This is a genomic window from Microbacterium sp. CIAB417, assembly GCF_022788845.1.
Window position 1 is genome coordinate 121,715 of sequence record NZ_JAHZUT010000011.1, and the last position, 19,920, is coordinate 141,634.

Here is a 19,920-nt window from a genome sequence, read left to right on the forward strand (position 1 = left end):
CCCATCGCTCAGCCGGAGGCGGGCAGGATGGAAGCATGACGATCTCCCGCGCGACCCGCAGGCGCCTGAGGGCGGCCGTCGTCGTCGCGGCGCTCAGCGCCGGTCTCAGCGGCTGCGCGCCGGACACGACGCCCGTCGCGGAGAGCACCACGACGCGACCGACGACGCAGCCGTCGGCCACGCCGGAACCGGCCCCGATGACCGCGCTCGAGAAGGCGGCCGAGCGGGTCGCGGACATGCCCGCGCGCGAGCAGGCGGCGCTCGTGGTCATGGGATACGCCGGGGGCACCGACCCGGCCGCGTTGTCCGCCTACGTCGCGAGCGGCCCCGACGGGCTGATCCTGATGGGCGACAACGTCCCGGGCGCCCCGGAACAGCTGCGCGCGCTCACCGACTCCGTGCATTCCGCCTCGGACGACGCGCTCATCGCGACCGATCAGGAGGGCGGTGTGGTGGCGCGGGTTCCCTGGGACGAGCTTCCGTCCGCATCGGCCCTGAAGGATGCCCCGCCCGCGGAGGCGCGGGCGGCGTTCGCCTCCCGAGCGCGGATGCTGGCGCAGGCCGGGATCGACGTCAACTTCGGTGTCGTGGCCGATGTCCCGAGATCCGAGGGCTCGTTCATCCACGAGCGCTCGTACGGAACCGACCCACAGGCGGTCGCCGATCGGGTCGCGGCGATCGTCGCGGCCGAGCGCGGGTACGTCGCCACCACGCTCAAGCACTTCCCCGGCCACGGCGCTGCCGAGGGCGACTCGCATCGCGCCATCCCCACGACGGCGATGAGCCTGGACGACTGGCGCACGCACGACGCGATCCCGTTCGCCGCCGGCATCGACGCCGGGGCGGAGCTGGTGATGACGGGCCACCTGCGCTACACGAGCGTGTCCGACCTGCCGGCATCGCTGTCGCCGGAGTGGTACGCGATTCTGCGCGACGACCTCGGTTTCGAGGGCGTCGCCGTGACGGACGATCTCGGAATGCTGCTGTCCTCCGGCGACCCGGCCTACGCCGACCCGGTCGCGAACGCGGTGGCCGCGATCGAGGCCGGCGCCGACCTGGTCCTCACGATCGCCGGCTCCACGCCCGACACGGCCACCCGCATCATCGAGGCCGTGACGGCGCGGGCGGAGTCCGACCCGGAGTTCGCGGAGCGTCTGTCGGAGGCGGCGACACGGGTGGCCGAGCTGGTCGCGTCGACGCGTCCCTGAGCCGAGCTGCGCCAGGATGGGGGCATGACAGCCGACCTTCTCGAGCGGGAGGACGCCGAGTGACCGGCGTCGTCCTGCGGCCCACCGCCCCGACCGCCCCCGCAGGCGCGCGGGACCTCGGCATCCCGCCCTTCCTCGCTCCCGGCGCGCAGATCGACTGGCACTACCGCAAGCCGCGCTGGCAGGACGGGGAAGCGTCGAACATCGCCCCGATGCGCGTCGTGCGCGACGACGAGCGAGGCCTCGTCGCGTGGCTGGGGGTGGGAACGAGGCTCGAAGGCATGGGCGCCCCGGACGGCCGTCGCATCCGCACGGTTCCGCTCGACCAGCGCTGGCGCGTGCCGCGCACCCGCATCGTCGAGGACTGGTGGGGCAACGGCATCCTGCGGATCGCACCGGCCGACCTGCCGTGGTCGGTCTGGCTCTTCTGGGAGGAGGCGGACGGCTCCGAGTGGACCTTCGGCGGATGGTACGTCAATCTCGAGAACGCGCACCAGCGTACGGATCGGGCGACGTACTCGTCCGATCACGTGCTGGACGTGTGGATCACGGCTGACGGCACGATCCACATGAAGGACGAGGACGAACTCGTCGCGGCCGTCGAGCAGGGACGCATCGCACCGGAGGAGGCCGCCCTGATCGAGGATCACGCTGCGGCCGCCATCGCGTCCTTCCACGCGGGGCATTGGGCGTTCGCGCCGGAGTGGTTGCGCTGGCGGCCTGAGCCGTCCTGGACGGTCGCCGAACTGGCGGACCTGCCGTCCTGAACGACCGCTTCGCTAGACTGCGAGGCAGTGACACGGGGTGCCGCATCCGCGGCTGAGAACACACCCGTCGAACCTGATCTAGTTCGTACTAGCGAAGGGATGTCGCGTGAGCGATCGCCTCTGCCCACCGTCCGAAGCCGACCTCGTCACGGAGGCCGGCGCTCTCCTCGATGCGCTGCGCGCGGCGCCGCCGCTCACGCACTGCATCACGAACGCAGTGGTGACGGGGTTCACCGCGAACGCGCTGCTGGCGCTCGGCGCTGCGCCGGCGATGGTCGACATCGTCGGCGAGTCCAGGATGTTCGCATCCGTCGCCTCGGGAGTGCTGGTCAACCTCGGCACGCCGACGCCCGAGCAGCGCGACGCCGCGCGCGAGGCCGTCGGCGGCGCCGTGGACGCCGGCACGCCCTGGGTGCTCGACCCCGTCGCGATCGGCGTGCTGCCGGTGCGCACCGCTCTCGCCCGAGAGCTCGCCGAGCAGAATCCCACGGCGATCCGCGGCAACGCGTCGGAGATCCTGGCACTCGCGGGTCACTCCGTCGGCGGCCGCGGTGTGGATGCGATCGACAGCACGGATGCCGCGGCCGACGCCGCATTCGCGCTCGCCGAACGCCACGGCGGCGTCGTCGCGGTCTCCGGACCGGTCGACCTCATCACGGACGGCGCGCGCGTCCTGCGCATCGCGAACGGACACGAGCTGCTCACCAAGGTGACCGGCGGCGGATGCGCACTCGGCGCGGTGATGGCGGCATTCCTCGGGACGGCGCGCACCGGCGATCCGTTGGTGACGGTCGCGGCGGCGAGTCTGGTGTACACGGTCGCAGCGGAGAACGCCGCGCGTGCCTCACGGGGGCCGGGGAGCTTCGCGGTCGCACTGCTCGACGCGCTCGCGGCTGTACGGCCGGACGACGTGGCTGCTGCCGCACGTGTCGAAGGCGCCGTCCGATGACCCCGGACCTCTCGCTGTATCTCGTCACCGACACGTCGCTCTGCGGCGGTCGCGGCGTCATCGAGACCGTCCGTCAGGCCGTCGCCGGAGGCGTGCGCGTCGTGCAGCTGCGAGACAAGACGGCGACGGACGCCGAGACGACGGCGCAGCTCGTCGAGCTGTCCCGTGTCATCGACGGACGCGCCCTGCTCGTGGTGAACGACCGGGTGGAGGCCGCGCTCGCGGCGCGGGCGGCGGGAGCGCGCATCGATGGCGTGCATCTGGGGCAGGGAGACGTGTCCGTCCTCCGCGCTCGTGAGGCGCTCGGACCTGAGGCGCTGATCGGGCTCACCGCCCACAGGCCCGAGCACCTCGATGCCGTTCTGGCCCTGCCGGAGGGGACCGTGGACTACCTCGGCGTCGGTGTGATCCGCCCGACCACGACCAAACCGGATCACCCGCCGGCACTGGGCATCGAGGGGTTCCGGTCCTTCGCGCTGGCGAGCCCGCTGCCCTGCGTCGCGATCGGCGGGGTGAGCATCGAGGACACCGAGCGGCTGCGGGATGCCGGAGCAGCCGGCCTCGCAGTCGTCTCCGCGCTGTGCGCAGCCGAGGATCCGCGGACCGCGGCAGCGGAGTTCGTGCGGCGCTGGCGCGCCGCCGGTGTGCCGCGGGTCTTGAGCATCGCGGGCAGCGACCCGTCCGGCGGCGCCGGCGTCCAGGCCGACCTCAAGTCCATCGCCGCGAACGGGGGATACGGGATGGCCGTGCTCACGGCTCTCACCGCGCAGAACACCCGTGGCGTCCGCGGCGTCCACGTCCCGCCGGTCGGCTTCCTGCGCGAGCAGCTCGACGCGGTCTCCGACGACATCATGGTGGATGCCGTGAAGATCGGGATGCTCGCGAACGCCGAAGTCATCAGCGCGGTGACCGCGTGGCTCCGGGAGGTCCGTCCGCCGATCGTCGTCGTGGACCCCGTGATGGTGTCCACCAGCGGCGATCGTCTTCTCGACCGCGAGGCGGAGCAGGGACTCGAGGACCTGCTGCGGCATGCCGATGTCGTGACTCCCAATCTCGCCGAGCTCGCGGTTCTCGCGGGCCGGTCGATCGACGGCTGGGACGACGCGCTCGCCGCAGCCGAGGCTGTGTCCGCGCGGATCGGGGCCGCCGTACTCGTGAAGGGCGGACACCTCGACGGCGACGACGCACCCGACGCGCTCATCGACGCGGCACGTGACGTACGGGCGGAGTTCCGTGGAACACGCATCGCCACGGTCAATACACACGGAACGGGCTGTTCGCTGTCCTCGGCGCTCGCGACGCGTCTCGCACGCGGCGAGCACCCCGTCGACGCTGTCTCCGCGTCGCGCCGCTGGCTCCGCGAATCACTCCGCGCGAGCGGCGAACTCGGCGTCGGAGGCGGCCACGGACCGCTTCATCACTTCGCCGGGTCCTGGAGCCGCGGGGGCACGGACACCGCACCGGAGGCCGCCGAGATCGAGAGCGACTGGTGGGAGAGCATTCGCGGCATCCGCCGGAGCATCGACGACGCGGCCTTCGTCCGAGGCCTCGCCGCAGGGACACTCGATCGCGGGCGGTTCCTGTCCTACCTGGCGCAGGACGCACTGTATCTCCGGGAATACGCGCGGGTCCTCGCCGAGGCGGCAAGGCTGGCCCCGACGCCCATGGAGCAGGCGTTCTGGGCGGACTCCGCGCGCGGATCGATCGTCGGCGAACTGGAACTGCACGCGTCGTGGTTGACGCCCGAGAGCGGCATCGGACGTGAGACGTTCGCGGCGGAGCCCTCCGAGGTCACGACCTCCTACCTCGATCACCTGCGTTCGACGGCGTTCGGCGGCGAGTACGGCGAGCTGATCGCCGCGATCCTGCCGTGCTTCTGGCTCTATACCGATCTGGGACGCCGCCTGCATGCGGGGGAGTTCGGTGAGCGCGCCCGTGACCCGGAGCATCCCTACGCCTCCTGGCTCGCGACCTATGCAGACCCCGCGTTCGAGGTCGCCACGACCCAGGCGATCGACTACGTGACGCGGGTCGCATCGGCCTCGGACGTCGACGGTCGCGAGAGGATGTTCCGCGCCTTCGCGCGCTCCAGTGAGCTGGAGCTCGCCTTCTTCGCGGCTCCCATGGGCGTCGATCCGCTCTGAGCGGAAGCCCTTCCTCCGACGCGGTCGACCTGGTGACATGGACGCATGACCGACGTTCTGATCCTGGGCGGGACCGGCTGGCTGTCGTCGCGGATCGCCGAGCGCTGGCGGGATGCCGGGGCCCGTGTGACCTGTCTCGCTCGCGGTGGACGTCCGGCTCCGGACGGGACGGCTCTCGTCCGCGGCGATCGCGATGACGACGGCGTCTACGACCAGCTGCAGCGGGACTGGGACGAGGTCGTCGACGTCTCATCACGGGCCGGCCACGTCGAGCGAGCCGTCGGGGCGCTCGCCGGCCGCGCTCGCCGCTGGACGTATGTGTCGTCGATGTCGGTGTATGCGGACGACAGCACACCGGACGCGGACGAGCCGTCGCCGCTGCATGCACCCGCCCGCGAGGGCGATGAGGACGATTACGCCGCCCAGAAGGTCGCCGCCGAACAGGCCGTCGGATCGCTCGGTGATCGTGCCCGCATCCTGCGTCCGGGGCTCATCGTCGGGCCCGGTGACCCGAGCGACCGGTTCGGGTACTGGGCTGCCGCCTTCGAACGCGCGGGCGCGGAAGCGGTGCTCGTGCCTCCGCTCGCGGAAGCCTGGGCCCAGGTGATCGATGTCGAGGATCTCGCCGCCTTCATCGCGACGGACCGCGGTCACGGCATCCTGAACGCGATCGGGGAGCCTCTCCCGCTCGGCGAGATGCTTGCACTCGTCCGGGCTGCGACACGGCACTCCGGTGAGGTCGTGGAGGCCGGCGAAGCCTGGCTCGCCGATCACGAGGTCGACTACTGGATGGGGGAGCGGTCGCTGCCGCTGTGGCTGCCGGCCGAGATGAGCGGGTTCCTCCGGCGCAGCAACCGGGCGTATCTGGCCGAGGGCGCCGCACTGACCCCGCTCGAGGACACGATCGCGAAGGTCGTCGCCGACGAGCGCGCCCGCGGCGTCGACCGTCCTCGACGTGCAGGACTGACCCGGGACGAGGAGGAAGCGCTGCTGCGGGAACTGCGCGGGTGACGCCCCGGATTTGCACGCGCGCGGATCCGGGCGCTATGGTCGCGACATGCCTTCGGTCGCGCACCCTCACGCAACGCTCTTCGTGAGCGCTGCCCCTGTGCGCCGACGCCGTGGCGGCCGCCGACTCTAGGCGACCCCGCGCTCCCGTCGTGCTTCCGGCGGGGAGAGTGCCGGTGTCGCCGCCCCGGCCCGAACATCCCCGACCGTTAAGGTAGAACCATGACGTATTCCGTCGCCGTCTCCGGCGCATCCGGCTACGCGGGCGGCGAGATCCTGCGCCTGCTGGCCGATCATCCCGACATCGAGATCCGCACCGTCACCGCGCACTCCAACGCCGGTCAGCCGCTGATCCAGCACCAGCCGCACCTGCGCTCGCTCGCCCACCTCGAACTGCAGGACACCACGCCCGAGATCCTCGCCGGGCACGACATCGTGTTCCTCGCGCTTCCGCACGGCCAGTCCGGCCAGTACACCGACGCGCTCGGCGACGTTCCGCTCGTCATCGACGCCGGCGCCGACCATCGGCTCGTCTCGCAGGACGCCTGGGACGCGTTCTACGGCGGGACCTTCCACAAGGCCTGGACGTACGGCGTTCCCGAACTCCTCGTGGACGGGACCAAGCAGCGCGAGAAGCTTCGCGGAGCGACCCGCATCGCGGCCCCCGGATGCAACGCCTCCACCGTGAGCCTCAGCCTCGTCCCGGGCGTCGCCGCCGGGGTCGTTGATCCGTCGGACATCGTCTCGGTGCTGGCTGTAGGCCCGTCCGGGGCGGGCAAGAGCCTGAAGACCAACCTGCTCGGCAGCGAGATCCTCGGCACCGCCAACCCGTACGCGGTCGGCGGTACGCACCGGCACATCCCCGAGATCCAGCAGGCGCTCACCGCCGCCGGAGCAACGGACCCGCGCATCTCCTTCACACCCGTGCTCGTCCCGATGTCCCGAGGCATCCTGGCGACCTCGACCGCCCCGATCGCGGACGACGTGACGGATGCGGAGATCCGGGATGCCTGGCAGAGCGCCTACGGAGACGAGACCTTCGTCCAGCTGCTGCCGGAAGCGCACTTCCCCCGCACGGCCGACGTCCTCGGCGCGAACACCGCGCTCATGGGGCTCGCCATCGACCGTGCGGCGAACCGCGTGACCGTCGTGACCGCGGTCGACAACCTCGTCAAGGGCACCGCCGGAGCTGCCGTCCAGTCCATGAACATCGCGCTGGGACTGCCTGAGGCCCGCGCCCTCACCGTGAACGGAGTCGCCCCGTGAGCGTCACCGCCCCCGCAGGATTCGACGCGGCCGGAGTGGCCGCAGGACTCAAGTCCACCGGCAAGCCGGACGTCGCCGTCGTCGTGAACCGCGGGCCCCGCAAGGTCGGCGCGGCCGTCTTCACCAGCAACCGGGCGAAGGCGAACCCGATCATCTGGTCCCAGCAGGCGATCGCGGACCGCGTCGTCGAGGCGGTCGTGCTCAACTCCGGCGGGGCGAACTGCTTCACGGGGTCGTTCGGCTTCCAGACGACCCACCAGACCGCCGAGAAGGCGGCCGAGCTGCTCGACATCAGCGCCGGCGATGTGCTGGTGTGCTCCACCGGCCTCATCGGCACGGGGGACGAGGAGTTCCGTGCCAAGGTGCTCGCGGGCACCGAGCAGGCGATCGCCGAGCTCTCCGCCGACGGCGGTGACGCCGCGGCGCAGGCGATCATGACCACCGACACCGTCGCGAAGACAGCCGTCGTGTCCCGCGACGGCTGGACGATCGGCGGCATGGCGAAGGGCGCGGGCATGCTCGCGCCGGGGCTTGCGACCATGCTCGTGGTCCTGACGACGGATGCCGACCTGGAGGCGCTCGAGGCCGACACGCTGCTGCGGCAGGCCACCGGGACCACGTTCGACCGGCTCGACTCGGACGGCTGCATGTCCACCAACGATCAGGTCACCCTGCTCGCCAACGGGGCCAGCGGTGTGAAGCCCGACCTCGAGGACTTCGCCAGCGCGCTGCGCGAGCTCTGTCAGGATCTCGCCGTCCAGCTCCAGGGCGATGCCGAAGGCGCGAGCCATGACATCACGATCCGGGTCACCCACGCGGCCACCGAGCAGGAGGCCGTGGAGGTCGGGCGCTCTGTGGCGCGCAACAACCTCTTCAAGGCCGCGATCTTCGGCAACGATCCCAACTGGGGCCGGGTGCTCGCCGCGATCGGCACGACGAGCGCGCAGTTCGATCCGTACGACGTGGACGTGTGGATGAACGGCGTGCGCGTGTGCACCGAGGGCGGGCCCGATCGCCCGCGCGAGGATGTGGATCTCGCGCCGCGCGCCACCGACCTGCTCATCGACCTCAAGGTCGGCGAGGCCGAGGCGACGATCCTCACGAACGACCTCACGCACGACTACGTCCACGAGAACAGCGCCTACTCCTCATGACCGACATCCAGGACACCACGCCCGACGTCGCCGCGGTGAAGGCCGCGACGCTCATCGAGTCGCTGCCGTGGCTGAAGAAGTTCCGGGACCAGATCGTCGTCGTCAAGTACGGCGGCAACGCCATGGTCTCCGACGCGCTGCAGGACGCGTTCGCGCAGGACATCGCCTACCTGCGATACGTCGGCGTGCAGCCGGTGGTCGTGCACGGCGGCGGACCGCAGATCTCGAACATGCTCGACCGTCTCGAGATCCCCAGCGAGTTCAAGGGGGGATACCGCGTCACCAACACCGAGGCGATCAGCGTGGTCCGCATGGTCCTCACCGGTCAGGTCAACCCGCAGCTCGTCGCCAAGATCAACTCTCACGGCCCCATCGCGACGGGCCTCAGCGGAGAGGACGCCGGTCTGTTCGGCGGACGACGTCGCGGCGTGGTCATCGACGGGGAGGAGGTCGATCTGGGGCGCGTCGGAGACGTCGTCGAGGTCGATCCGACGCCGGTGCTCGATCACCTGGCCGCAGGCCGCGTGCCGGTCGTCTCGAGCATCGCGCCAGACCTGGACCATCCCGGCCAGTCGCTGAACGTCAACGCGGATGCCGCGGCGGCCGCCCTTGCGACGGCCCTCGGTGCGCGCAAGCTCGTGATCCTGACCGACGTGCCGGGGCTCTACGCCGACTGGCCCAACCGGGACTCGCTGGTCTCGCACATCACCTCCGGCGATCTGGAGCAGATGCTCCCGACGCTGGAGTCCGGCATGATCCCGAAGATGCGGGCATGCCTGGACGCGGTGTCCCGCGGAGTGGACGCCGCAGCCATCATCGACGGACGCGTGCCGCACTCGGTGCTCGTCGAGCTCTTCACGAGCAAGGGGATCGGAACCGAAGTGGTCGCAGGAGAGAGGACGAAGGCATGACCGTCTGGCAGGAGGACGCCGCACGCGATCTGGTGCTCAACGCGGGGGAGCGGCTCGAGCTGCTCACGCGCGGAGAGGGATCGTACCTGTACGACGGGCAGGACCGGCGCTATCTCGACTTCCTCGCCGGCATCGCCGTGACGTCGCTGGGACATGCGCATCCGGTCTTCGTCGACGCGGTGTCGCGCCAGGCCGCGACCCTCGCGCACGTGTCGAACTACTTCGCCACTCCGCCGCAGCTCGCTCTCGCCGCGCGCCTGAAGCGCCTCGCCGGCGCCGGCATCGACGGCCGTGTGTTCTTCTCGAACTCCGGCGCCGAGGCCAATGAGGCCGCGTTCAAGCTGGCGCGCCTGCACGGCGGCGCCGAACGCCCGCGCATCATCGCGCTGGAGAACGGCTTCCACGGGCGCACCATGGGCTCGCTCGCCCTCACGGCCAAGGAGGCCATGCGCGCGCCGTTCGCCCCCATGCCGGGTGGTGTGGAGCACATCGCCGCCACGATCCAGGCACTGGAGGCGGCGCTCGACGACCGCGTCGCAGCCGTATTCGTCGAGCCCATCCAGGGCGAGGCCGGGGTCGTCGAACTGCCCGAGGGCTTCCTCGCGGCGGCGCGGTCGATGACGCTCAAGCACGGCGCACTCCTGATCGTGGACGAGATCCAGACCGGAGCCGGACGCACAGGCGCCTGGTTCGGATACAGCCACGAGGGCCTCACGCCGGATGCGATCACGCTCGCGAAGGGCATCGGAGGCGGATTCCCGATCGGCGCGCTCGTGACCTTCGGGCAGGCCAGCGCGCTGTTCACGCCCGGTTCGCACGGATCGACCTTCGGCGGCAACCCGCTGGCCACGGCGGTGGCCGATGCCGTGCTCGCCGAGATCGAGCGCGCCGGGCTGGTCGACAACGCCGCCGCGCGCGGCGAGCAGCTGCGCGCGACCATCGCGGGGATCGACTCGCCCCTCATCACCGGGGTGCGCGGCAAGGGACTCCTGATCGGCGTCGCGCTGAGCGCGCCGGTCGCCGGTGCCGTCGTCGCGGCGGCGCAGGCCCGAGGCCTGATCGTCAACGCCGCGAACCCCGAGACGGTCCGCATCGCTCCGGCTCTGACGATCGGGGATGCCGAGATCGACGAATTCCAGACGCTGTTCGCCGCTGCTCTCGCCGACGTGCAGAGCTCCCTCGCGGCATCCGAGACCGAAGGGGCCTCCCTGTGACCCGCCACCTCCTGCGCGATGACGACCTCAGCCCGGCCGAGCAGGCCGAGATCCTCGACCTCGCCGTCGAGCTCAAGAAGGACCGCTGGGCCGACAAGTCCCTGGCCGGCCCGCAGACCGTAGCCGTGATCTTCGACAAGTCGTCCACCCGCACGCGCGTCTCGTTCGCCGTCGGCATCGCCGACCTCGGCGGCTCGCCGTTGATCATCACGACCGCGAGCAGTCAGCTCGGAGGCAAGGAGACGCCCTCCGACACCGCTCGCGTCCTCGAGCGCCAGGTCGCCGCGATCGTGTGGCGCACCTACGCGCAGTCCGGACTCGAGGAGATGGCGAAGGGCACCCGGGTCCCGGTCGTCAACGCGCTCTCCGACGACTTCCACCCGTGCCAGCTGCTCGCCGACCTGCTCACGATCCGCGAGCACAAGGGGGATCTGGCGGGGCTGACGCTCGCCTTCTTCGGCGACGGGCAGAGCAACATGGCGCACTCCTACGCGCTCGCGGGCGTCACCGCGGGCATGCACGTGCGGATCGCGTCCCCGGCGGAGTACGCGCCGCGCGACGACGTGATCGAGGCCGCCGATCGTCGTGCCGCCGAGACGGGCGGATCGATCACGCTCTACACCGACCCGAACGAGGCCGCCGCCGGAGCGGACGTCGTCGTCACCGACACCTGGGTGTCGATGGGCAAGGAGGAGGAGAAGCTCGCTCGCATCCGCGATCTCGGGGGCTACAAGGTCACCTCCGAGACCATGAGCATCGCGGACCCCGAGGCGATCTTCATCCACTGCCTGCCGGCGGATCGCGGGTACGAGGTGGACTCCGAGGTCATCGACGGCCCGCAGAGCGTCGTCTGGGACGAGGCGGAGAACCGCCTGCACGCCCAGAAGGCACTGCTGGTCTGGCTGCTGCGTCAGGACTGATCCGGTGGCGCGCGGGCTGTCCGACCGGTGGGAGCGGTTGAACGGCCCGGCGCGCCTGGCCGGCGTCGATCTCGCGCGCGGGCTCGCCGTGATCGGCATGTTCGCCGCGCACCTGCTCACGACCGCGGAGAGCTGGGTCTGGGGCGACCCGTCGACCTGGCTCGCCGTGGTCGACGGGCGGTCGTCGATCCTGTTCGCGACGCTCGCCGGCGTGTCCATCGGCCTGGTGACCGGCGGACCGGTGCCGTCGGACGGAGACCGGATGCGCATCGCGCGCGGTCGCCTCGCGGTCCGCGCCGGGATGCTCTGGCTCATCGGCATCCTGCTGATCCTCACCGGGGTGCCGGTGTACGTGATCCTGCCGGCCTACGCCCTCCTTTTCGTGCTCGCCCTGCCGTTCGCCCGTCTCTCCGCCGGCGCCGTGCTGGCCGCCGCCGCGGCGATCGGCGTCGTGATGGCGTTCGTGCAGCCGCTGCTGGATGAGCTGCCTCTCTGGTACGGCCCGTTCGGCGAGGAGATCGCGGCGGCGCTGGGCTGGCACTATCCGTTCCCGGTATGGCTCGCCTTCGTGCTGACCGGGCTCGGCGTCGCCCGCGCGGATCTGCGGCGCCTGCCCACGCAGCTGTGGATGCTGGGGGCGGGTGCCCTGCTCGCCCTGCTCGGGTATGCGGGGCTCCCCGCCGACGCGTCCTCCCTGTATCTGCAGGAGGTGCTGACGTCCCGACCGCACTCGTCCGGCCTGTACGAGGTCATCGGCACGGGTGGGTTCGCCGTCGCGGTGCTCGGCGGCTGCTTGCTGATCTGCCGTCTCGGCGCCGTGCGGATGCTCGTGCTCCCGCTGCGCGCGACCGGGGCCATGCCGCTGACGGCCTACACGGCGCAGCTGCTGATCTGGGCGGTCGTCGCCCTCGCCGCCGTCGGGGACACCGGGGACCTGTTCGCGTTCCGGGCGCTGGATCCGTTCTGGCCGCTCACGATCGGCGTCGTCCTCGGATGCACGGCCTGGGCGCTGCTCGTCGGGCGCGGACCGCTGGAGTGGCTCCTCGACCGCACGGCGAAGCTCGTCGTTCCGTCCCGGCCGGATCGCTAGGCTGGAGGGATGAGCGAGGCGAAGCACGACGGCACGAACGAGGGCGCGCTCTGGGGTGCGCGGTTCGCGAGCGGACCATCCCCGGAACTGGTCGAGCTGAGCCGATCGACGCACTTCGACTGGATCCTCGCTCCGTACGACATCGCGGGATCGCATGCCCACGCGACAGCCCTCGAGGCTGCGGGCTACCTGGAGCCCGACGAGGCGCTCCGCATGCACGAGGGCCTGGATGCCCTGGCACGCAAGGTCGCCGACGGGACGATCGTCGCGCAGCCCACCGACGAGGACGTGCACGGCGCTCTCGAGCAGGCCCTGATCGCCGAACTCGGCCCCGAGCTCGGCGGGCGGCTGCGTGCCGGCCGCAGCCGCAACGACCAGATCGCCACCCTCGTGCGGATGTATCTCATCGACCATGCCAAGGTGATCGCCCGTGATCTGCTGCGTGTGATCGACGCGCTCGTCGCGCAGGCCGAGGCGCACCCCGAGGCGATCCTGCCGGGCCGCACCCATCTGCAGCATGCGCAGCCGGTCCTTCTGGCCCATCATCTGCAGGCGCACGCCTGGCCGCTGGTGCGCGAGCTCGAGCGGCTGGTGGACTGGCGCGTGCGGGCCGGCGTCTCGCCCTACGGCGGAGGAGCCCTCGCCGGGTCCACGCTGGGGCTCGACCCCGCACTGGTGGCACGGGAGCTCGGTCTCGACCGCCCCGCCGAGAACTCGCTGGACGGCACGGCGGCGCGCGACGTGGTCGCGGAGTTCGCGTTCATCGCGGCGATGACCGGAGTCGACCTCTCCCGTCTGTCCGAGGAGATCATCCTGTGGAACACGCGCGAGTTCGGCTTCGTGACGCTGCACGACGGATATTCGACCGGTTCCAGCATCATGCCGCAGAAGAAGAACCCCGACATCGCCGAGCTCACCCGGGGCAAGTCCGGTCGTCTGATCGGCAATCTGTCCGGACTCCTCGCCACGCTCAAGGGCCTCCCGCTCGCGTACAACCGCGACCTGCAGGAGGACAAAGAGCCGGTGTTCGACTCCGTGCAGACGCTCGAGGTGGTGCTGCCCGCGTTCGCGGGGATGATCGCGACGCTGAGGTTCGACACCGAGCGCATGGCCGAGCTCGCCCCGCAGGGCTTCTCACTCGCCACCGATGTGGCCGAATGGCTCGTGAAGCGCCGGGTGCCGTTCCGTGACGCGCACGAGATCTCCGGCGCGCTGGTCCGCGCGTGTGAGGAGCAGGGGATCGGACTGGAGGATGCCTCCGACGACCTCCTGCACTCCGTCTCCGCGCACCTCACGCCGGACGTGCGGGAAGTGCTCTCGATCGAGGGATCGGTCGCCTCGCGCACCGGCGTCGGCGGGACCGCGGGCGTGCGGGTCGCCGAACAGCGCGCCGAACTCGTCGCGCGTGCGCAGAAGGCCGCGCACGCGCTCGGACTCTGATCCGCGGCGGTCGCGCTTCGCAGATCCGGCTCCGATCAGTGCAGGGACTCGTCGGCCTCCGTGCGCGCCCAGCGGGTGAATCGGACGACGAGTCCGGAACGGGTCGGCGCCGCGAGGAACGGGCCCGCCGTCGCTGAGGCATCCGGATCGAACGGCGCCACCCGGACGAGGCGCCACGGGCCCTCGTCCGCCTTCGCACGGATGACAGCCGCATCCGGCCAACGGCTGATGCGGACGGTGATCTCGGCGTTCCGCCAGTCGTCGACGTAGCCGACCGACCAGTCCGACCGGCGATCCGTCACGACGGCGCCGAGCCCCAGATGGCCGTCGGCGTACTCCACACCCGCCTTGATCCAGCGTTCGTCGTCGATGCGCAGGAACACGCCCGCCTGGTCGAACTGCCCCTCCCATGGCGCGCGGAACGAGACCTCCATGGCCTCGCCGACGGCCAGGGGCGCGGTCAGCGCGTGCTCGGTGTCGTGGACGAAGCCGTACGCGGTGTGCCGCCACGCGTCGCTCCCCTCGACCGCGGTGACGTCGAGGTGTCCGTCGTCGACGGCCGCCGTGGGCGGGTGAGTCCAGACACCGTCCTGCCAGGGAATGCTCACTTCGGGCATAATCCGTAAATATTCCTTATCACTGCATATAACGGGAATATGCATGCTATCGTAGCGACATGGTCATCGCCGTCATCGCCGACATCGTCGGCTCGCGCAGACTGCACGACCGGGCGGCCGCACAGAAGGCGCTCGATGAGACGATCGTGCGCGTCGAGCGCGACCTCCCCCTCGCGAGCCAGCCGCTGACGCCTACCGTAGGGGACGAGCAGCAGGGTGTCTACGCGGCGCTCGGGGATGCGCTGACCTCCCTGCTCATGCTGCAGCTCGCCCTTCCCGACGGTCTGGAACTGCGCTTCGGCATCGGTGCGGGGGAGATCCGGGCGATCGACTCGGCCCACGGCGAGCTGCCCGACGGCCCGGCCTGGTGGGCCGCCCGAGAGGCGATCGAGATCGTCAAGGCGCGCGAAGGACGTGCCGTGCCGAGCGCGCGCACATGGATCGTCGGTGGTCAGGGGCAGGATGAGGTCATGCGGAGCACCATCGCGGCATCCAACGCCTATGCCCTCGTGCGCGACGAGCTCGTCGCCGCGATGAGCGGACGCGAACGTCGGCTCACCTACGGGCGGCTGGTCGGCATCTCCCAGGTCGACCTCGCCGAGCAGGAGGGCATCTCGCAGCCGAGCGTGTCGAAGTCCCTGCGCAGCGCCGGAGCTGCGGCGCTCATCGAGGGCGTCGCGCAGCTGAGGGGAGCGACCTCATGATCTTCGCCGGATTCGCCCTGCTCGCCGTCGGCGCGGTCGACCTCGTCCGGCAGTTCGTGCCACGCCGCTGGATCGGGTATCTCGTGATCCTCGTGCTGCTGATGGTTCTCGGCAGCGTGTCGGACGCCCTGCTTCCGATGCTGGGGGCCATCCTCATCGCTGCCGCCTGGGCGTGGACCATGCCCCGCGACCGCGACGCGCGGGCGGGGTTCTGGCCTGCCGTCGCGCTCGCCTTCATCGTCGCGCTCGCCGTCGTGTGGGTCGGCGGTCGGGCGGATGCCGGGATGATCGGCGCCGCCTGGGATCTGTCCTCGCCCTTCGGGCCGATCCCCTTCGACCTCGCCGTGCTGGTCGTCGGCGTGACGGCGTTCCTGCTGGAATCCGGCAATCTCGTGGTGCGCGCTGCGCTGTCCGGGGAGCACACCTGGCGGCCGGCCGATGCCGGCATCGCCGTCGAGCGGGCGGACCTGCCGGATGCCGCATCCGTCGCGACGTCCGCGGCGACGGTCCATGAGGCGGACACCGGCGCCGACGCCGAATCCGCCGAACCGGTCGCTCCCGCACCGCCGCTGCGCGGCGGATTCAAGGGCGGCCGCCTCATCGGACCGCTGGAACGGATCATCGTCCTCCTGCTGACGCTCGCGATGGCGTATCCGATCCTTGCCGCGATGCTGGCGGCGAAGGGCATCGTGCGCTTCCCGGAGATCTCCAAGGACGGCGAGACCGGTGCGCGGGCCGAGTACTTCCTCGTCGGCAGCCTGGTGAGCTGGGTGATCGCCCTCGGAGCCGCGTTCCTGGTCTGGTGGGGCGTGCACTCCTGACGGTCCGGCGTGCTGCGCGCTGATAGCCTGGAGCGCGTGTCGAATTCCGCTCTGACGACTGCTCCGCAGGCGATCGATCCCGCGTTCGAGAACGTGTGGGATGAGATGGTCTGGCGCGGCCTCGTCCACGTGTCCACCGATCAGGAGGCGCTGCGCGCCCTTCTCGCCGGGGACCCGATCACGTATTACTGCGGCTTCGATCCGACCGCTCCCAGCCTGCACCTGGGCAACCTCGTTCAGCTGCTCACGCTGCGCCGTCTGCAGCTCGCCGGCCACCGGCCGCTGGGTCTCGTGGGCGGCTCGACGGGTCTCGTCGGAGACCCGGGCGGGCGCGACAGCGAGCGCGTCCTGAACCCGGTCGAGACCGTCGAGGAGTGGGTCGGCCGACTGCGCGCACAGGTGGAGCGGTTCCTGAGCTTCGAGGGCGACAACGCCGCGCTCATCGTGAACAACCTCGACTGGACGGCGCCGCTGAGCGCGATCGACTTCCTGCGCGGGATCGGCAAGCACTTCCGCGTCGGCACGATGATCAAGAAGGACGCCGTCGCCGCACGACTGAACTCCGAGGCGGGCATCAGCTACACCGAGTTCAGCTACCAGATCCTGCAGGGGCTGGACTACCTCGAGCTCTTCCGCCGCTACGGCTGCGTGCTGCAGACCGGCGGCAGCGACCAGTGGGGCAACCTCACCAGCGGCACGGACCTCATCCACCGCGTCGAGGGCGTCTCCGTGCACGCGATCGGCACGCCTCTGATCACGAACAGCGACGGCACCAAGTTCGGCAAGAGCGCCGGCAACGCGATCTGGCTCGACCCGGAGATGTGCAGCCCCTACCGGATGTACCAGTTCTGGCTGAACACCGACGATGCGGACGTCGTCGAGCGTCTCAAGGTCTTCACGTTCCTGACGAAGGCCGAGATCGAGGAGTACGCGCATCTCGTCGAGAACGAGCCCTTCCGCCGTGCGGCGCAGAAGCGTCTGGCGCTCGAGGTCGTCGCCACGGTGCACGGCATCGACGCGACCGCGGCGGTGATCGCGGCATCCGAGGCGCTGTTCGGCCAGGGCGATCTGACGGCACTGGATCCGGACACGCTGCGCTCGGCGCTGGCCGAGTTGCCGAACGCCACGCTCGCCGCCGGCACCCCGGTGGTCGAGGCTCTCGTGCAGACCGAACTGGTCTCGAGCCTGTCGGAAGCGCGACGTGCGATCGCCCAGGGCGGCGTGACGCTCGACGGCATCCGCGTCGAGGATGACACGGCGACGGTTCAGGGCGGTCTCCCTGGGGGAGTCTCCGTGCTCCGCCGCGGCAAGAAGACGCTCGCGGGCCTGTTCATCGGCTGATCGGTGCCGTTCACCCCGAGTCATGCGGTGGTGGCGCTGCCGTTCGTGCGGACGCCGCTGATCGCCTCGGCGATCGCGATCGGAGCGATGACTCCGGATCTGCCGCTGTTCGTGCGCGGGATCGGACTGCAGTACGGATTCACGCACGCGTTCGCCAACATCGTGTGGACCGGGATGATCGCGTTCGCGCTGTTCCTGGTGTGGAGGGTGATGCTGCGTCCATGCGTGTCGGAGCTGTCGCCCCGATGGCTCGCCCGACGCCTGCCGGTCGGGTGGGATCAGACGATGTCGGCTGCCGCGCGTGAGGCGGTCGGCGTCGGGGAGCGCCGCAGCTATCCGCTGCTGCTCGCGCTGTCGCTGCTGATCGGCGTCCTGTCGCATATCGTCTGGGACCTCTTCACGCACGAGGGCCGCTGGGGAAGCGAACTGTTCCCGGTCCTGGATGAGCCGTGGGGTCCGCTCGCCGGATTCAAGTGGCTCCAGCACGGCTCGAGCGTCATCGGCCTGCTCATCATCGGGATCTGGATGCTGGTCTGGGTGAGGCGTCGGTCTCCGCGGGATGCCGTGGACCGGATGTTCCCGAGCTGGCTGCGCTTCGCCTGGTGGCTGACGCTGCCGGTGTTCCTGATCGCGGCGTGGGCGATCGGGTATGCGGTCGCCGGGCCCTTCACCGCGGAGTTCACGGTCCAGCATCTTGCGTATCGGGTGCTGCCCCCGGCGTGCGCGCTGTGGGGGCTGATCACGATCGTGCTGTGCATCGTGATCGGAACGCGGCGGTCCCTGAGCGCTCGGGTGTGATCACCAGGCCGGCGTGTCGCGTCCCCACGGTCGAGGATCTGTGAACTCGAGGCCGGGGATCGCGGAGCGCACGGTGATGACCTCCCGCCCGCCGATCGTGAATCGCTGGGTGTGCGCGGCTGGATCGATGTCGACTGCGGGACCGGTCCCGGTCGTGCGCGGCATCCCGAGGAGTTCGGCGGCGACCCGACGCAACGAGGTGCGGACGAGCATCGTGCCGCCGGTGGCACGCTGCTCCTCGAGCGCGCGGAGGATGCCGGCGGCGAGCAGGTAGCCGGCGGAGTGGTCGAGCGCCTGGGCAGGGAGGGCGCCGGGATGTTCTCCGTCCGGCGACTCGACCATCGCGATGCCGGATTCGGCCTGGACGAGACTGTCGAATCCGCGTCGTCCGGGTGCAGCCTCGCCCCAGGCGCTGAGCTGTGCGATGACGAGCCCTGGATGCCGGTCAGCGAGGGCGGCGGGGGAGAGCCCGAGTCGGTCGAGCGCGGCGGGGTGGTAGCCGAGCACGACGACGTCGGCGTGCGCGAGGAGATCGGCGAATCGTGCCGAGCGCGCGTCCAGCACCGTGGTGCGCTTGCCGTGCCCGGTGTCGACATGCTGCCATTCGAGCTCCGGGAGGTCCGGCGGGTCGACGCGCAGTACGTCGGCGCCGAGCAGGGCGAGCGTCCGCGTGCACACCGGCCCTGCGATGACTCGCGTGAGGTCGAGGACGCGGATGCCGCGTGCCCCGGTCCCCGGCGTGCGGCCTCGCCGGGGAGCATCGGCGAGTCGGATGGTCTCGACGAGTCCGGTGCGACGCAGCTCCGCGTCCGACCCGGGGTCCTCGGCGCGCACGGGGACGGCGAGCCCGCCGGCCCCCGAGACAGCGGCGACGGCGTCGGCGGTGCGGAGATCGGCGACGGCCTGCGCCAGCTCGTCCGCTCCGGCCGCGTCCGAGAGCGCGAGCCCGCGCCGAAGAGCGCGCGCATGATGCGGATAGTTGCCGTGCGTGCGGATCCATCCGTCGGTCGTGCGCCAGAATCCCGAGAGGGGCGCCCATGCATCGGGAGCCCGCCCGTCGATGCGCAGCATCCGATCGCTGCGGTAGGCCGCCGCCACCCGGACCGGATCGACGCGGCTGGGGTCGACGCGGGGATCGCGGGCGGCATCGCAGACGGCCCGAACGCTGGCGAGGGCGAGGGCGCTCACCGCGAGCCGCGAGGGGAGGGCATCAGCCGTCACCATGACTCCTTCCGACCGAGCGCTCGCGCCGAGGAGAGCCGGTGAACGGACAGCACTTCCATAGGGGGATGCTACGACGGTGCGCAAGGCGGATCGAGCGGCCCTTCGGCCGACACGCCCGGGATGCCACCCGGATTTGCCGGGTGGGCCCGATCCTGCGTAAGTTATTACCTGTTCGCCCCACAGGGTTGAGATAGACCAGCAGGTCAGCTCCCCTCAAGCGGCGGATCACCTCCCGAAACTCGATCGAACACTCCGGTGTGAGAGCAGTGGCGGGATGCCTTGCGGTCCTCGGATCACGACCCGGTTGCCCCGGTTCGCTGATTTGACAAAGGGATCCCGCGAGG

At 70.8% G+C, this 19,920-nt stretch carries 18 protein-coding genes and 1 riboswitch; of the genes, 16 read left to right on the forward strand and 2 right to left on the reverse strand.

The window, feature by feature from the left end; all coding sequences use genetic code 11:
• Positions 1-35 precede the first annotated feature (35 nt).
• The 12 genes from KYX17_RS28720 to argH all read left to right on the forward strand — a co-directional run bounded on the left by KYX17_RS28720 (position 36) and on the right by argH (position 14,071).
• Complete coding sequence (locus KYX17_RS28720) at positions 36-1,208, forward strand: glycoside hydrolase family 3 N-terminal domain-containing protein (RefSeq protein WP_243232639.1); 1,173 nt, start codon at positions 36-38, stop codon at positions 1,206-1,208.
• Between the two features lie 59 nt (positions 1,209-1,267).
• Entirely contained in the window at positions 1,268-1,975 is a 708-nt protein-coding gene (locus KYX17_RS28725) for a DUF402 domain-containing protein (RefSeq protein WP_243232641.1), read from the forward strand.
• A gap of 23 nt (positions 1,976-1,998) precedes the next feature.
• Positions 1,999-2,092, forward strand: a riboswitch (TPP riboswitch).
• Positions 2,082-2,924: a hydroxyethylthiazole kinase gene (gene thiM, locus KYX17_RS28730; protein ID WP_243232642.1), complete on the forward strand. Its 843-nt coding sequence runs from the start codon at positions 2,082-2,084 to the stop codon at positions 2,922-2,924. Its footprint overlaps the riboswitch before it by 11 nt.
• Positions 2,921-5,068, forward strand: coding sequence for a bifunctional hydroxymethylpyrimidine kinase/phosphomethylpyrimidine kinase (locus tag KYX17_RS28735; protein WP_243232643.1), 2,148 nt, complete (start codon positions 2,921-2,923; stop codon positions 5,066-5,068). Before thiM ends, KYX17_RS28735 begins: the two co-directional genes overlap by 4 nt.
• A gap of 45 nt (positions 5,069-5,113) precedes the next feature.
• Positions 5,114-6,079, forward strand: coding sequence for an NAD-dependent epimerase/dehydratase family protein (locus tag KYX17_RS28740; RefSeq protein WP_243232645.1), 966 nt, complete (start codon positions 5,114-5,116; stop codon positions 6,077-6,079).
• 219 nt (positions 6,080-6,298) lie between these two features.
• Positions 6,299-7,342 (forward strand): N-acetyl-gamma-glutamyl-phosphate reductase, encoded by a 1,044-nt coding sequence (argC, locus tag KYX17_RS28745; RefSeq protein WP_243232646.1) that lies wholly within the window; start codon positions 6,299-6,301, stop codon positions 7,340-7,342.
• Positions 7,339-8,496 carry a bifunctional glutamate N-acetyltransferase/amino-acid acetyltransferase ArgJ gene (gene argJ / locus KYX17_RS28750; protein ID WP_243232648.1) on the forward strand — a complete coding sequence of 386 codons (1,158 nt, stop codon included), beginning with the start codon at positions 7,339-7,341 and terminating at the stop codon, positions 8,494-8,496. The genes argC and argJ overlap by 4 nt, the downstream gene beginning before the upstream one ends.
• A complete protein-coding gene (argB, locus tag KYX17_RS28755) occupies positions 8,493-9,407 on the forward strand; it encodes an acetylglutamate kinase (protein WP_243232650.1) in 915 nt (304 codons plus the stop codon). Before argJ ends, argB begins: the two co-directional genes overlap by 4 nt.
• A complete protein-coding gene (locus tag KYX17_RS28760; RefSeq protein WP_243232652.1) occupies positions 9,404-10,621 on the forward strand; it encodes an acetylornithine transaminase in 1,218 nt (405 codons plus the stop codon). The genes argB and KYX17_RS28760 overlap by 4 nt, the downstream gene beginning before the upstream one ends.
• Positions 10,618-11,541 (forward strand): ornithine carbamoyltransferase, encoded by a 924-nt coding sequence (gene argF / locus KYX17_RS28765; protein WP_243232654.1) that lies wholly within the window; start codon positions 10,618-10,620, stop codon positions 11,539-11,541. Before KYX17_RS28760 ends, argF begins: the two co-directional genes overlap by 4 nt.
• A gap of 4 nt (positions 11,542-11,545) precedes the next feature.
• Positions 11,546-12,631 carry a heparan-alpha-glucosaminide N-acetyltransferase domain-containing protein gene (locus KYX17_RS28770; RefSeq protein WP_243232656.1) on the forward strand — a complete coding sequence of 362 codons (1,086 nt, stop codon included), beginning with the start codon at positions 11,546-11,548 and terminating at the stop codon, positions 12,629-12,631.
• Positions 12,632-12,640: 9 nt separating this feature from the next.
• Positions 12,641-14,071 (forward strand): argininosuccinate lyase, encoded by a 1,431-nt coding sequence (gene argH / locus KYX17_RS28775; protein WP_243232659.1) that lies wholly within the window; start codon positions 12,641-12,643, stop codon positions 14,069-14,071.
• Between the two features lie 35 nt (positions 14,072-14,106).
• Here the strand turns inward: argH and KYX17_RS28780 are convergent, their stop codons facing one another.
• Positions 14,107-14,688, reverse strand: coding sequence for a DUF1349 domain-containing protein (locus KYX17_RS28780; protein WP_243232661.1), 582 nt, complete (start codon positions 14,686-14,688; stop codon positions 14,107-14,109).
• A 59-nt stretch (positions 14,689-14,747) separates the two neighbouring features.
• Here KYX17_RS28780 and KYX17_RS28785 point away from each other — a divergent pair, with 59 nt between their 5' ends.
• Genes KYX17_RS28785 through KYX17_RS28800 form a run of 4 tightly spaced genes read left to right on the forward strand, consistent with a single transcriptional unit; the run spans position 14,748 to position 18,352 of the window.
• A complete protein-coding gene (locus KYX17_RS28785; RefSeq protein ID WP_243232663.1) occupies positions 14,748-15,392 on the forward strand; it encodes a SatD family protein in 645 nt (214 codons plus the stop codon).
• Positions 15,389-16,213 carry a hypothetical protein gene (locus KYX17_RS28790; protein WP_243232665.1) on the forward strand — a complete coding sequence of 275 codons (825 nt, stop codon included), beginning with the start codon at positions 15,389-15,391 and terminating at the stop codon, positions 16,211-16,213. Before KYX17_RS28785 ends, KYX17_RS28790 begins: the two co-directional genes overlap by 4 nt.
• Before the next feature lie 36 nt (positions 16,214-16,249).
• Positions 16,250-17,554 (forward strand): tyrosine--tRNA ligase, encoded by a 1,305-nt coding sequence (gene tyrS, locus KYX17_RS28795; protein ID WP_308220980.1) that lies wholly within the window; start codon positions 16,250-16,252, stop codon positions 17,552-17,554.
• Between the two features lie 3 nt (positions 17,555-17,557).
• Positions 17,558-18,352, forward strand: a complete 795-nt coding sequence (locus tag KYX17_RS28800; RefSeq protein WP_243232667.1) for a DUF4184 family protein — start codon at positions 17,558-17,560, stop codon at positions 18,350-18,352.
• Here KYX17_RS28800 and KYX17_RS28805 read toward each other — a convergent pair whose 3' ends face one another.
• Positions 18,353-19,576 carry a CoA transferase gene (locus tag KYX17_RS28805; RefSeq protein WP_374208998.1) on the reverse strand — a complete coding sequence of 408 codons (1,224 nt, stop codon included), beginning with the start codon at positions 19,574-19,576 and terminating at the stop codon, positions 18,353-18,355.
• Between the last annotated feature and the right edge of the window lie 344 nt (positions 19,577-19,920).